The following is a 12,971-nucleotide window of genomic DNA, read 5'->3' on the forward strand; positions in this document are numbered from 1 at the left end:
CGAGTCGGCCCGCCCCCTCACGCTGTCGCCAAACGTTTTATACGGTTTACTGTCAGTCATTTCCGGCACAACCGCGACCCGGGCGGCGGTTGCGCCGGTAAATCGTTACAGTAATCCGTATTAGTCGAAAAACGCGGACTGGAGCTATGAGTTCTCCGTCGAGCCGAAACTGGTTCTTCAGAAGCGCTGCCGAGCGACCGCCGACGAACGGCATCGTCGTCGCTGGCACGCTCGCCGTGAGCGCTGTTGGCGGTTTTCTCGCCGTGCTCGTACAGCTCACCAGTGTCGCCCCGGGTGGCTCGGAACCGTCGTCGTCTCGATGTTGCTCCTCGTCCGACAGGCAGCAGTCGCCCTTTCTCGAGCGATCGCGGTCGCCGTAACTCGATCGGTAAGTGTCACGAAAAACTTAGAGGGTTCCTCGGAGTCGCACCGCGTCCTCGGTGATCTCTTCGATGCTGCCCTCGTCGAGGGGGTGTGCCTCCTCGGTGGCCACACCCCAGCCGAGTTTCGCTTTGATCGTGTCGGCAAGCCCTGGATCGGGCTCGACGTAGCCGTGGCCGTCTTCGACCGTCACGATTCGACCGACTTCGGTCCCGTCAGTGTTCAGTACGCGTTTCCCCTCGTCGTCTTTGGTGATCGTCTCCCGATTCATGCGTTCCCGGCCCCGGTAGGGACCGAGTTACAGGGCGGTAGGGCCGGTGTGGAATAAACGGACGAAACCGTTGTACAGGGGTACTAGATCGTTGCCTCGAGCAAAACGGCAGCCGAACTGATCGTTCCGCAGCCGGCGACTGTTCGATTTCCGGAAACGACGGGTAACAGGCGTCTACCTCCAGATAACACAAGGTTTATACCGGTAGTACCGTATTACCGGGTGAGCAATGGACGCGTACGAGTTCCCCGGCTCGGTCGACGATCCCCGCGTCACCGAGCGGTTTTGCCGCCGGGCCACCGGTGCGGACGGCGACGTTACCCTTCTCGGCGTCGTTCACGATCATCCCGCAAGCGTCGGCCGCGTCGAACGCTCTCTCGAGGCACTCGATCCGGAGACGTTGGCGCTCGAGTTGCCGCCCGCAGCGGTCCCACTGTACCGGGCGTACGCCCGTGACGCCGGTGATCGACCCGATTTCGGTGGTGAGATGAGCACCGCAATCGGGGCTGCCCCCGACGCTGCCGTCGTCGGCATCGACGCACCGAACTGGTCGTTCCTCCGGCGACTCTTGACACGGCTGGTCGCCGACCGCGTCTCGCCACGCATCGCTCGCCGCGTCGTTTCGAGTCTCGGCGGCGCGACCCGTGAGGCAGTGGCCTGTCGGGTAGCCGCGACGGTGACGAAGGCGACGTCGATGACGGTCGCGTACGATCACGACCCCATCGAGTACGACTGCACTCACGACGATCCGCCGGAACGACAGGCAGCCCACGAACGCTCACACGTCGCCAGCGTCCGCGCCCTGCTTGGCAGCGTTGCGGGCGGCGAGAGTGCCCTCGCTTACAGAGACGAGACCCGCGAACGGTGTATGATCGACCGACTCGAGGAGCTCCGACGAGACGAGTGCGAAGTCGTTGCCGTCGTCGGCGTCGACCACCTCGAGCGGTTGGCCGACGAGCTATCGACGTAACCGGGGCCTGATACGGAACGTCGGCCGACTCCGTTGCGATCGCTGTCTCCTGTCGGAATCGGACAACAGCGCCGCCCTCGGCCGATCGTCGCTCCCGCCGATCCGAAAATACATATATCTGGTTGATAGCTTTTTCATATGATACGTCGGGACCTGCTCGCTCTCAGCAGTGGAGCACTCGCGGCGTTTTTCGCCGGCTGTTCCGACGAAACCGAACGCCCCGATATCGAGTACCGGCTTTCGATCCGGAACGGGACCACCGACAGTCGCGAGTACGTCGTGACGGCGTACGCCGATGGCAGCCGGATACACGACGAGACGTACGCCCTCACGAACGGTGAGCGCGCTCTCGAGACCGTTCTCGTCGAGCAGCCGATAACCAAAGTACGGGTCGAGGTCCCTGGCGAACACTCATACACCATCTACGACGTGCCGCCGTGTGAGTCGACCCCGGACGAATCGTGGTACGGGACACTCGTCGTCGACAACGACGGTGCGTCCGAACTGACGGCGTCTTTCGAGTGTGCCTGAGGCGGCTCACCGATCCGTTCTCGAGTCGGATGCGGGCGGGTCGATCAGGATTTCGCCGTCGCTGTAGACCGTCACGCGGTGATCGGCGACGACGAACGAGACGTGGCCGCCGAGGCGGGCAGTGCCGTCGTGACGCGGGCGAAAGAGTTTGTCGAGAGCGTCGGGGTCGACGGCGTCGTACAGCGAGATCCGTCCGTCAGTCGGATCGACCCCCATGCAGTCCGCCAGCGCGTGAACGACGGTAGTGCTGAGCGTGGCTGGACTGTCCGGGTCGTGAACGGCGCGATAGACTGCAGGCCGACTCGAGGACGATGACGGGGACGTGCGTTCGTGCATGACTGTTCGTCTCACTACCGCTCTGGCTTCGACCGGTAAAAAGCGTATCCATCCATTACTGGATCGTCAACAATAGTGGTTGGTTTTCTGTTACTTTTGAACGAGAGTCCTAGAAGAGCGGACGGATACTCGCTTCTGGCCCGGGAACGTTGCTCCCGTCATCGCCGGAGCGTCGAAATACAGTGCCAGCAGTAGGTAAACGTCTGATCCGCCGCGTTGCGAGCCCCACAGTGGGGACACCTGATCGTCTCGCCGTCGAACTCGCGCTCGTCTGGTTCCTCGCGGTCCTCGCGGTCGTGGGGGCTCGAGTACCGATCGGGTCCGGGTGACGACGGAGAACCCGCTCGATTTGGGTCCGCGAAGGACGGCGATCCCGTTCTGTCGCCGTTGTCACGGTGAAGGTAGACGTAGTACAGTATCAGGTGGAGAAGGACAAACAACAGGAGGTAGCCGACGAGCCAGCCCCAGAGCTCCATCGGTGTGTCGTACGTTCTCAACGCACTTGGATATTCCCCGACTCAGGCTGCGGGGACACTCAGGGAACGCGAAACGATCGTCGGGACGGAACCGATCGACGTCTCGAGTCGACGCTATCCGGAGGGTCGTAGGTCTCGCTGGAACTCGTCGAAGTCATCGAGATCGTCGGGAAGTTCGTACTCGAGGTGGCGCTGTTCCTGGCGGTTGCCGCCGGCCTCGTCGATGGGCGTCGCGATGTCTTCCCAGCCGGGTTTGATCTTGACGCTCTTTGCGGGCATCCCGACGGCGATGTGATGGGCAGGAACGTCGTGCTGGACGACGGCACGCGCGCCGACGATGGCGTTTTCGCCGACCTTGTTGCCCGCACGGACCATCGAGTCGTAGGTGAGGCGGACGTCGTCTTCGACTATCGTGTGATAGTTGCGGACGTCGGTCTGGTCGACGACGTCGTGATCGTGACTGTAAACGTGGACGCCGTCGGAGATAGAGACGCGGTCGCCGATGGTGAGTCTTCCGCGGTCGTCGAGGTGAACGTCGTCGTGGATCACCGCGTTGTCCCCGACCGTAATGTTGTGGCCGTACGTGAACGTGATCCCCTTGAAGAACCGACAGTTCTCGCCACACTCCTCGAACAGATGCTCCGCGAGCATTCGCCGGAACCGGAGCGCAAACTCCACGTTGTCCGCGACCGGCAGACTGTCGAACTGCCGCCAGAGCCACTGGAGGTGTTTCGAACGGCGGAACCGATCTTCGTCTTTCTCGGCGTAGTATTCGCTCTCGAGGGTGGTGTTACAAGGATCGTAACTCTGCAGACGGACCCGCTCTGCCGGCGAGACGGAGTCGCCGCGCTGCCAGCGCTCGTATGCCTCGCGATCTCCCGAGAGGTCGATCAACACGTCCTCGACGACCGAGCAGGTGTCCTCGTCGCTCGAGAGCCGGCTGTCGACCTCGTCGATGAACTCGCACATCCCCACCTCCGCCTCCTCGGGCAGCGAGACGTACCGCTTTGTCATAGTCCGACGTATTGCCCGCCGAGTTGATAGGGGTTCGGTTGTGAGAGCGATTCGCCGGCTCTCGGTAGTGACGCGAGTGCTACCGCCGTTTCCGTCCGCCGTAGTCGCTTCCGTCGCCGCCGTCGGCACGCCACCGCGTGAGAATGAGCGCCGGAAGGGCGACGGTCCCGACGAGAAGCAACGCCGTGACCACGACCGTCCCGACGGTCACCCGGTGTGGGCTCACCTCGAGTTGCGTGATGGCGACCGGGAGCGCAACGGCAACTGCGATAACGGTCAGGAGAAGAATCCGCCCTCGCCCGTTGCCGTCGCGGTCGTCGTTCATATCCGTAGTTCTCGAGAGGAGTAAAGAGCGGTTCGACTCGAGTCGACGGCTCCAGAAGAGAACCCTGGCGTGTCGTTTACAAGCAATCCCGGAGACTGCCCCGGGGCTTGACCCCGAGGCGATTCACGTGGACATCTGCGACGTCACTCCGAGGCACGAATTCGGTTGATTTATCCGACCGTCCTACTCGTCTGGATACTTCGGCTTCCGTTTCTCCGCCCGCTCGAGTGCCGTCTCCACCACGTCCCGCACGTCGCCGTGGAAGATGTCCCCGTGGCCGGCGTACATGTGCTCGACTCCGTCGGGCATTCGATCGAGTAGCTCCCGGATGCTCTCGATGAGTCGCTCCCGCGATTGTCCAGCCATGTCGGTTCGGCCGAAACTCCCGTCGTCGAACGCGCCGTCGTCGTGAACGACCACGTCACCAGAGAACAGGGTCGTCTCGGAGACCAAAGCGACGTGATCGTCGGCGTGGCCGGGCGTGTAGACGACATCGAACGCCTCATCACCGATCCGGACGGTGTCACCGTCCTCGAGGGCGTGAGTTCGTGCTGGATGGTCGTCGGCGGCGTAGACGTCGGGATCGAACGCGTCGGCGACGGCCTCGAGCTGGGCGACGTGGTCGCCGTGCTGGTGGGTCATCACCACCGAATCGACGTCGTCGACGTGCTCGTGAATCGAATCGACGACGCCCTCGTACGCGCCGGTGTCGACCAGCGTCGTCTCCTCGCCAACCACGAGAAAGACGTTGCAGGTGAACGTGTTCGCGTCCGCGGTAACGTGATAGACGTTCATGGTCGTCGTCTCGTCGGCCGACAGTAAAGTCCTGGCGTCGTCGCCTTTCGTGCAACCACGAAACTTTTCACTGCCAAGCGCATACAATTACCTGTATGGGATTCGGGAGTTACGACGAATCCGAACAGCAGGAAGTCGACGCTGATTTTGACGACGACGACGCGGTCCAGTCATCCGAAACCGACCACGAGGGCACGATCGAGTTCGAGAACGGGGCCTCGAGCGACGAACTGCTCGATCGGTTACAGGAAATCAAAGACGACGAGGGTTGAGGGCCGGCGACATGAAACCCGGTGTGCGGGCGCTGGGAATCGCCGAGTCCTATCGGGCCGAGCGAAACCAGAGCACGCTCGCCGGGGCCATCGTCCGGGCCGATCGGGTCGTCGACGGACTCGCCTACGGCACGTGTACCGTCGGCGGGTTCGACGCGACCGACGCCATCGTCTCCGTGCTCGACCGCCTGTGCCGGCCCGACGTTCGCTACGTGCTAGTCGGCGCGATCGCACCTGCGTGGTACAACCTTCTCTCGCTCTCGGAAATTGCCGAGGCTATCGACCGGCCCGTGATCGCCGTCACCTTCGAGGAGAGCGACGGTCTCGAGGCCGGGATTCGAGACGCCTTCTCCGGCGAGGAGCGTCGACAGCGCCTCGAGCAGTACCGGTCGTTACCCGACCGCCGGGAGCTGTCGGTAAACGACGAGACGGTCTACGTCCGGGCCTGCGGACTCGAGGACGACGCCGCCGCCGAGGTCGTTCGCGGATTTACGCCCGAAGGTGGACGCCCGGAACCGATCCGGGTAGCTCGGCTCGCGGCACGAGCCACAGACGAGTACGTCGACGCGGACGAGTGAGACGGGTTGCTGGATCGATGTAGTGATGTAACCGCTTCGGGTCGCGGGTGCGCCGGCACTGACCGACAGGAATCGGTACGCGTCGGACGCGACCCGAAAGACGTAGTAGGCGCCCACCTGAGCCACCACCATGGGATCGATGGAGGACCTTCGGGTCACCGGGTGTACGCGGTGCCCGAAACTCGTCGACTGCCGGAGTCAGATCGTCAACGGCACCGGCCCCGAGGACGCCGACGTCCTCTTCGTCGGCGAAGGGCCGGGCGCACAGGAGGACGAACAGGGCGAGCCGTTCGTCGGCCGCAGCGGCTCCGTACTCGACGACCAGCTCCGGATCGTCGGTCTCGACCGCGAGACCGTCCGCATCACCAACTGCGTGCGCTGTCGGCCACCCGAGAACCGCGATCCGACCGACGAAGAACTCGAGAACTGCCGGGAGTACCTCGAGACCGAAATCGACCGACTCGATCCGGAGGTGATCGTGACGCTGGGGAAGGTGCCGAGCGAACACCTGCTCGGGCGCTCGGTCGCGGTGACGAAGGAGGCGGGCTCGGTCGAGAACGTCCGAATCGGCGGAACGCCCTATCGGTTGCTGATCTGTGTCCACCCCGCGGCGACGCTGTACGACCGGAGTCAGGAGGCGACCTTCGAGGAGACGATCGAACGAGCAGCCGACCTCGCGGGGGCCGACGGCAGCGAGAGCGGCCAGACGCGACTCGACGGCTTTTGATACGTCTGCTGTAAGTCATCGATGGCACAACAGCGACCTGTCCTGCGGTTGCGGCGGTCGATCGTCACAGCAGACCGTACGAGACGTTTCGAGTGCCAGCAGTCCCTTGAACCCGACGGCGCTCGGAGTGAGAGTATGACCGACCTCTCCCTCGAGGACGTAACGCGACGACTCGAGACGGCGACCGAACTCGAGACCGAACCAGCAGTGTCGGTCCTTCGGACTGCCAACGAAGACCTAGACGCGCTCGGCAACGACCCCGACGTCGACGAATCGCGTCGCCGAGAACTCGAGGATCGAGTGAGCCAGCGACTCCGCGAGGTCGAGAACCGCGACGACTACGGCGGCGAACTGGGGGCGTCGATGAATCCGGACGAGGAAGACGCGCCGTAGTTACGACTCCTCGAGTAGTGGCCGTCGGAACGAGTAGCCAGCACCTACGACGATTCCGAACTGGATACGGTGGTCCTTTTCCGGTCGCTTTCCTCGAAACCGACCGTTTGAATCCGAAACGATACGGCCGGTTTTTGCTCCGCTCGGCGTCGAGCACCGATTATGGGGCCGAGTCGACGCCAGGTACTGTCCGTACTCTCGAGTGGCGGTGCAGTACTGACATCCTGGCGGTGGGGACGTGAGCGGTATCGAACGACCACAGACGAACGGTTCGAACCGATAGAATCGGAAGAATCGAACCTCGCGGTGTCGCTCCTCGAGACCTCCGCGCCGGTTCCGGCAGGCGATCGACTGCGGGTGGTTGCGGACGTCGAAAACCACGGAACGAACGGCGTCCGGACGGAGGTCGAGTTCCTCGTCGGCTTCGACGCGGAGCGTGTGGGTCGCCGGGAGACGCCGGTCTCGGCCGGCGGGACGCGAACGGTCAGGTTCGACTTCTACACGTATCCCGTCCCGACCGACGACGAGTTCCCGGTCGGGGTAGCGATCGAGGGCGACGTGGTCGAGACGATGGTCGAGGTCGCAGGCGCGGCGGAGTTGCCGACCGCCCGTCCCGAACCGGAACTCGCCGTCCAGCCGGGCACCGACGTCATCTTCGAGGCCGGAGCGATCGAACCGAGGGACTCCCAGACGACTGTCTGGTGGGTCGACGGCGAACGCGTCAGCGGCCCCGCCGGCGGCCCGTGGGTCTCGACCTACTACGCCGAGTTCGACTACCACTACCATCGGGAGACGTTCGACGAAACCGGCACGCACGAGGTGGCGGCGGCTGTCATCCCTCGGGATGGCGACGGAACCTACGCGGCCCGCTGGACCGTCGACGTCACGGAGACCGGTCTCGGCGCGCCAACCGTCGACGCCGTTAGTCCGAGCGAGGAGACGATCTCGGTCGCGCGTGGAGAACCCGTCGAGTTCGAACTCGAGGCGAACCATTCCGGCGGCAGCCTCGATCGGGTTGTCTGGTGGCTCACACAGTCCGATACGATCCTCGGGGTCACGGAACTCGAGGGAGAGCGAGACACCGCACGGCTCGCTGCGGACTCGTTCTGTCACACCTGCCGGGTCTATCCGTGGGTGATCTGTGCCGACGGGACGATCGCCAGCACGGAGTCGGCGTGGGTCATCGACGAACTCCAGGATGAACCCGTCGGAAGACTCGAGCTCTCGATCCGAACGACCAACTCGCCGGTTCCCGCCGGCGACCGTCTCGAGGTGATCGTCGACCTCGAGAACACGGGAGCGGAGTACAGGGAAGACGTCCTCGAACTGTCCGTCGGTCACGAACCCGAACTCGTCGACACCCAGCCTGTCTCGCTGGCCGGCGGCGAGAGCGGTGCCGCGACGCTCGAGTTCGAGACGTCTCCGGTCCAGCGGGACCAGGAGTTCCCGGTTCGCGTGGTGGGCAGCGACGACGAAGTCGAGACGCTGGTCGAAGCCGTCGCCTGATACGGATTGCTGTAACTAGTTACCGCCGATCGCCAGAACGGGGTCGACGATCGGCGGTAATTGAATACAGCAAACCGTATGAGTCCGAACGGTAGTCGCGTCCAGTTCCCGGTGATATCGGCCGAACCCCCACCCTTTTATTCGAGTGCCGCCCCAGCAACATGTATGCGAATTGCACTACTCGGTGGCACCGGCGACATCGGCGAAGGACTCGCGTTGCGGTTCGGGCGCGATACCGACCACGAGATTCTGATCGGCTCACGGGACCCGGAGAAGGCCAGGGACGCAGTCGAAAGCTACGGAAAGGCCCTCGAGCGACAGCGCACAGAGGCGAACGTCAAGGGCTTTGCGAACGAGATGGCAGCCGATCGGGCCGACGTCGCCGTCCTCGCGGTGCCGCCGTACCACGTCGGTGACACCGTCGAGACGGTCGCCGACAACCTCGACGCGGACACGATCCTCGTCTCGCCCGCAGTCGGCATGCAGGGCGACGAGGACGGTCTTCACTACCATCCGCCGGGCGTCGGCAGCGTCACCGAACTCGTCGCCCAGCGAGCGCCCGACGAGGTGCCCGTGATCGGCGCGTTCCACAACCTCGCGGCGGGGAAACTCACAGACCTCGAGGTCGAGTTCGATCTCGATACGCTCGTCGTCGGCGACGACGAGGATGCGAAGAAACTCGTCCGCGACCTCGCGAACGAAATCGAGGGGCTGCGCGCACTCGACGCCGGCCCGCTCGCGAACTCGGCCGAGGTCGAGAGCGTCACGCCGCTGGTCATCAACATCGCGAAGTACAACGACGAGATGGAAGACGTCGGCGTGAACTGGGTCTAGCTCCCGATGCACCGCTGACCGCTCTCGACTCGGCACAGAAACGAACGAACGGTCGTCGACAGTCGGTCGCCTTACGCGCCCGCTTTTTCGAGCGCTTCCTCGAGGTCGGCGCGCTGGGTGACGCCGACGAAACGCTCGACGATGCCGTCGTCGTTTTCGATGATCAGCGTCGGCAGCGAACGGACCTGATACTCGTTGGCGACGTCTTGCTCTTCGTCGACGTTTACTTTCTCCACTTCAAACCGGCCCTCCCAGTCCTCCTCGAGTTCTTCGAGGATCGGGTCCTGGGTCTTGCAGGGACCACACCAGTCTGCATAGAAGTCCTTGAGCGTGACAGTCATCGGTTCACTTCTAGTTTCCAACGCGGCGCGCATAAGGGTTTCCCAGTTGGGTGCAACCGCGCTCCTCACGGCCGCTGGCAGACGAGCAGATCGCCCAGAAGCAATCAGCTGTGGTGACATTCCAGTACAGTGGGGATTTACCACGGTGACTTATGAGAGTCACTCGAACGTGTCCGTATGTACCGTAACGTCTTGGTACCCACCGACGGTAGCGATCCTGCAGCGCGTGCAGTCGAACAGGCGATCGAACTCGCAGACAAGTTCGACGCGACGCTTCACGTACTGTTCGCGGCCGATGTCGACGAGCGGACGCCCCTGGACCTCTCGCGGAGTCAGGTCGTCGAGTCGGTTCGCGAACACGGCCGCACGCTCGTCGATGGGGTCGACGAACGGTCCCCCGACGACCTCGAGGTCACGACGGCCGTCGTCGATGGGGACCCCCGTGAGGTGATCCTCGAGTACACCGAGCACGAAGACATCGATGTCGCCGTGATGGGGACCCACGGCCGGCGTGGCGTCGATCGACTCCTGCTCGGGAGCGTGGCCGAACACGTGATGCGCAACGCGGACTGTTCGGTGCTGGTCGCGCGGGCGACTGTCGACGAAGAGCCCGTCGACGAGCCAGACGCCGCGATCGAGGTCGCTCGGGACGCTCTCGAGGCGGCGGACGGGATCGATACCGGCCGGGTGACTATTGCGGATGACGTTCGAGAGGTCGGCGGTCACTGGATCGTCAGCGCCGCAACCACCGAGCGAGCGTTCGCCGTCTACGTCTCTCGGGTGTCCGGCACGGCCCGAATCGCCGACGTGACCGGGGAGTGACGGCGGCGGCTCACTGGGTACGTTCGGGGTCGTGATCGAATCGACGGACTGCTGTCCCGCTGTCCCGGCGCGACCGCAGGGGCGCGTGGTTGTGCCGGCACTGACGGACAGCAAACCGTCCCGACACGGGTCGAAAGGTTTAGTTTTGTCACTGCGTATGGACGCGTATGGACAGAGGACAGAACACTGGCGGACTGATGTCCAGTGCCGGACTCGTCCGGTACTTTGACTCGGAGGACTCGAACGCGATTCTCATCAACCCGAAGACGGTCGTCGCGAGCGGCGTCATGCTGGGCGTGCTCGTCCAGTTGTTGACGTTCGTCTCGTAATCCGTCGGTGCCGCGCCGACGAGTTTCGAACGTCTTTTCCAGCAACTACTCCGCCAGTGGCAGGGCTGTCGCCGTTCGGTGTCGCGCTGGCAACACCGGAACGTCCTATGCGCGTCCTTTTTGATCGCCTCGTCCCTACTGATGGCTGCACATGACTCTCGAGGCAGGCGTCGTCGCCGTCCAAGGCGATGTCGACGAACACGTCGATGCGATCGAACGAGCCGCGAGCGCACACGACCGCGAGGTCGTCGTCCACGAGATCCGCGAATCCGGTATCGTCCCCGACTGTGATTTGCTGGCGGTTCCCGGTGGCGAGTCGACGACCATCTCGCGACTGCTCCACGGCGAGGGAGTCGCATCCGAGATTCGGAATCACGTCGACGACGGAAGCCCACTGCTTGCCACCTGCGCCGGCCTCATCGTTGCCTCGAGTGACGCCGGTGACGACCGCGTCGACGAACTCGGCCTGCTCGACGTCACGGTCGAACGCAACGCCTTCGGCCGCCAACGCGACAGTTTCGAAGCGCCACTCGAGGTAGTGGGACTCGAGGACCCCTACCCGGCGGTCTTTATCCGCGCGCCGGCTATCGACGACGTCGGGGACGCCGACGTACTGGCGTCCTGGGACGGGCGACCGGTTGCCGTCCGCGCCGGTCCGGTCGTCGCCACTGCGTTTCACCCGGAACTGACGGCCGACAGTCGCATCCACGACCTCGCGTTCTTCGAGAACGAGGCAGCGTCGGTCCCCAGCCCTGAACACCCTGCGTAGGGTGGCGTTCGAGAAACAGACCGGCCTCGTGCATGCATTCGCGACCGAACACGTTTTTCTCCCTTGCACTCATCGGTACAGACATGCAGGCATCCATCGACGCGGTTCGCGTCGCGGGAACGCCCCAGGGACCAGTTCCGGTGGTCGTTCTCACTGTCGACGGTGAAGACGACGTCGTCCCCATCTTCATCGGGTTCGACGAAGCGACGAGCATCGCTCGCGGCCTCGAGGCGGAAGACATCGGGCGACCGCTGACGCACGATCTCATGCTCGACGTGATGGAGGAACTCGGCAGCAGGATCGACCGCGTCGTCGTCAGCGAGATCGAGCAACGCGAGGACGGGCAGGGTGGCACCTACATCGCCGACCTGCACCTCGAGACGCCACGCGGCGAGACGATCGTCGACGCGCGCCCGAGCGACTCGCTTGCCCTCGCCGCCAGAACAAACGCCTCGATCGAGGTCACGGCGGACGTCTTCGAGAACGGCCGAGACGACAGCGAGAAGTTCGACGAGTTGCAAGACATTCGCAACGCAACCGGTGAAATGTAGATGGACGAGACGCTCGAAGAGTTGTTTGCCGTGATCGAGGACCGCAAGGAGACACTACCCGAGGACTCCTACACCGCCTCGCTGTTCACTCACGAGAAAGGAGAGAACGCGGTACTGGAGAAACTCGGCGAGGAGACGACCGAACTCGTACTCGCAGCGAAAGACGACGACCGCGACGAGGTCGCCTACGAGGCTGCCGACATCGTCTACCACCTGCTCGTCTTGCTCTCGATGAAAGACATGGATCTCGAGGATCTCGAGGCGGAACTCGAGGCGCGTCGGTAAGTCGATTTCGGCCGTAGCGGATTTCGAGACGCACAGTGCTTGCAGCCGCTCGTGTCAGCTTGAATACAGTGGTCCGCGTTCCAGCTAGTGGGATGGCGCTCCAACAGATCGACCACGCCGACGACCACATGCAGGAGTGTATCGACAACTGTCTCGAGGCGGCCCAGGTCTGTGAGTGGTGTGCAGACGCCTGTGCGGGCGAGGGCGAGGAGATGGCCCGTTGCATCCGGCTCTGTCGGGACGTGGCCGACATCGCCTCGCTACACGCACGCTTCATGGCCAGAAACTCCGGTTATCACCAGCAACTGGGCGAACTCTGTGCCGACCTCTGTGAGGCGTGTGCCGACGAGTGTGCAGACCACGACCACGACCACTGCCAGGCCTGTGCGGAGATCCTGCCGGAGTGTGCCGCGAGCTGTCGAGAGATGGCCTCGAGTTGAGCGACCTCTCGTTCCCGGTTTCCTC

General features: G+C 63.7%; 21 protein-coding genes. 14 read left to right on the plus strand and 7 right to left on the minus strand.

Annotated elements, in window-relative coordinates; translation table 11 throughout:
• Positions 1-406: 406 nt before the first annotated feature.
• Complete coding sequence (locus NATGR_RS09780; protein ID WP_005577604.1) at positions 407-652, minus strand: hypothetical protein; 246 nt, start codon at positions 650-652, stop codon at positions 407-409.
• A 229-nt stretch (positions 653-881) separates the two neighbouring features.
• Between NATGR_RS09780 and NATGR_RS09785 the strand changes: the two genes are divergently transcribed.
• Entirely contained in the window at positions 882-1,622 is a 741-nt protein-coding gene (locus NATGR_RS09785; RefSeq protein WP_005577602.1) for a hypothetical protein, read from the plus strand.
• Positions 1,623-1,760: 138 nt separating this feature from the next.
• Positions 1,761-2,153 (plus strand): hypothetical protein, encoded by a 393-nt coding sequence (locus tag NATGR_RS09790; protein WP_005577600.1) that lies wholly within the window; start codon positions 1,761-1,763, stop codon positions 2,151-2,153.
• Positions 2,154-2,159: 6 nt separating this feature from the next.
• Here NATGR_RS09790 and NATGR_RS09795 read toward each other — a convergent pair whose 3' ends face one another.
• The 5 genes from NATGR_RS09795 to NATGR_RS09815 all read right to left on the minus strand — a co-directional run bounded on the left by NATGR_RS09795 (position 2,160) and on the right by NATGR_RS09815 (position 5,099).
• On the minus strand, positions 2,160-2,489 hold the full coding sequence (locus NATGR_RS09795) for a HalOD1 output domain-containing protein (protein WP_005577598.1): 330 nt from the start codon (positions 2,487-2,489) through the stop codon (positions 2,160-2,162).
• A gap of 158 nt (positions 2,490-2,647) precedes the next feature.
• Complete coding sequence (locus NATGR_RS09800) at positions 2,648-2,965, minus strand: DUF7577 domain-containing protein (RefSeq protein ID WP_005577596.1); 318 nt, start codon at positions 2,963-2,965, stop codon at positions 2,648-2,650.
• A 114-nt stretch (positions 2,966-3,079) separates the two neighbouring features.
• Entirely contained in the window at positions 3,080-3,979 is a 900-nt protein-coding gene (locus tag NATGR_RS09805; RefSeq protein ID WP_005577594.1) for an acyltransferase, read from the minus strand.
• A 79-nt stretch (positions 3,980-4,058) separates the two neighbouring features.
• Positions 4,059-4,304 carry a hypothetical protein gene (locus NATGR_RS09810; RefSeq protein ID WP_005577592.1) on the minus strand — a complete coding sequence of 82 codons (246 nt, stop codon included), beginning with the start codon at positions 4,302-4,304 and terminating at the stop codon, positions 4,059-4,061.
• 183 nt (positions 4,305-4,487) lie between these two features.
• The gene (locus tag NATGR_RS09815) at positions 4,488-5,099 is read right to left on the minus strand and encodes an MBL fold metallo-hydrolase (RefSeq protein ID WP_005577590.1); all 612 of its coding nucleotides are present in this window, start codon (positions 5,097-5,099) and stop codon (positions 4,488-4,490) included.
• 95 nt (positions 5,100-5,194) lie between these two features.
• Between NATGR_RS09815 and NATGR_RS09820 the strand changes: the two genes are divergently transcribed.
• The 6 genes from NATGR_RS09820 to npdG all read left to right on the plus strand — a co-directional run bounded on the left by NATGR_RS09820 (position 5,195) and on the right by npdG (position 9,409).
• Positions 5,195-5,371: a DUF5786 family protein gene (locus NATGR_RS09820; RefSeq protein ID WP_005577587.1), complete on the plus strand. Its 177-nt coding sequence runs from the start codon at positions 5,195-5,197 to the stop codon at positions 5,369-5,371.
• A gap of 11 nt (positions 5,372-5,382) precedes the next feature.
• Positions 5,383-5,949 (plus strand): endonuclease dU, encoded by a 567-nt coding sequence (locus tag NATGR_RS09825; protein ID WP_005577586.1) that lies wholly within the window; start codon positions 5,383-5,385, stop codon positions 5,947-5,949.
• 130 nt (positions 5,950-6,079) lie between these two features.
• Positions 6,080-6,676, plus strand: a complete 597-nt coding sequence (locus NATGR_RS09830) for a uracil-DNA glycosylase (RefSeq protein WP_005577585.1) — start codon at positions 6,080-6,082, stop codon at positions 6,674-6,676.
• Positions 6,677-6,811: 135 nt separating this feature from the next.
• Positions 6,812-7,069 (plus strand): hypothetical protein, encoded by a 258-nt coding sequence (locus tag NATGR_RS09835; protein WP_005577584.1) that lies wholly within the window; start codon positions 6,812-6,814, stop codon positions 7,067-7,069.
• Between the two features lie 162 nt (positions 7,070-7,231).
• Complete coding sequence (locus tag NATGR_RS09840; protein WP_005577583.1) at positions 7,232-8,575, plus strand: hypothetical protein; 1,344 nt, start codon at positions 7,232-7,234, stop codon at positions 8,573-8,575.
• A gap of 165 nt (positions 8,576-8,740) precedes the next feature.
• Positions 8,741-9,409, plus strand: coding sequence for an NADPH-dependent F420 reductase (gene npdG, locus NATGR_RS09845; RefSeq protein ID WP_005577582.1), 669 nt, complete (start codon positions 8,741-8,743; stop codon positions 9,407-9,409).
• 71 nt (positions 9,410-9,480) lie between these two features.
• On the opposite strand, the gene NATGR_RS09850 is transcribed toward npdG, so the two are convergent.
• Positions 9,481-9,750, minus strand: a complete 270-nt coding sequence (locus tag NATGR_RS09850) for a thioredoxin family protein (protein WP_005577580.1) — start codon at positions 9,748-9,750, stop codon at positions 9,481-9,483.
• A gap of 177 nt (positions 9,751-9,927) precedes the next feature.
• Here NATGR_RS09850 and NATGR_RS09855 point away from each other — a divergent pair, with 177 nt between their 5' ends.
• The 6 genes from NATGR_RS09855 to NATGR_RS09880 all read left to right on the plus strand — a co-directional run bounded on the left by NATGR_RS09855 (position 9,928) and on the right by NATGR_RS09880 (position 12,946).
• The gene (locus tag NATGR_RS09855) at positions 9,928-10,572 is read left to right on the plus strand and encodes a universal stress protein (RefSeq protein ID WP_005577578.1); all 645 of its coding nucleotides are present in this window, start codon (positions 9,928-9,930) and stop codon (positions 10,570-10,572) included.
• Between the two features lie 167 nt (positions 10,573-10,739).
• Positions 10,740-10,901: a preprotein translocase subunit Sec61beta gene (locus NATGR_RS09860; RefSeq protein ID WP_005577577.1), complete on the plus strand. Its 162-nt coding sequence runs from the start codon at positions 10,740-10,742 to the stop codon at positions 10,899-10,901.
• 151 nt (positions 10,902-11,052) lie between these two features.
• Positions 11,053-11,670: a pyridoxal 5'-phosphate synthase glutaminase subunit PdxT gene (gene pdxT, locus NATGR_RS09865; RefSeq protein ID WP_005577575.1), complete on the plus strand. Its 618-nt coding sequence runs from the start codon at positions 11,053-11,055 to the stop codon at positions 11,668-11,670.
• An 83-nt stretch (positions 11,671-11,753) separates the two neighbouring features.
• Positions 11,754-12,221, plus strand: coding sequence for a bifunctional nuclease family protein (locus NATGR_RS09870; RefSeq protein ID WP_015233528.1), 468 nt, complete (start codon positions 11,754-11,756; stop codon positions 12,219-12,221).
• Entirely contained in the window at positions 12,222-12,506 is a 285-nt protein-coding gene (gene hisE, locus NATGR_RS09875) for a phosphoribosyl-ATP diphosphatase (protein WP_005577571.1), read from the plus strand.
• Positions 12,507-12,598: 92 nt separating this feature from the next.
• Positions 12,599-12,946, plus strand: coding sequence for a four-helix bundle copper-binding protein (locus NATGR_RS09880; protein WP_005577569.1), 348 nt, complete (start codon positions 12,599-12,601; stop codon positions 12,944-12,946).
• Positions 12,947-12,971: the final 25 nt, after the last annotated feature.

The sequence above is a fragment of the Natronobacterium gregoryi SP2 genome (genome assembly GCF_000230715.2).
GTDB lineage: Archaea > Halobacteriota > Halobacteria > Halobacteriales > Natrialbaceae > Natronobacterium > Natronobacterium gregoryi.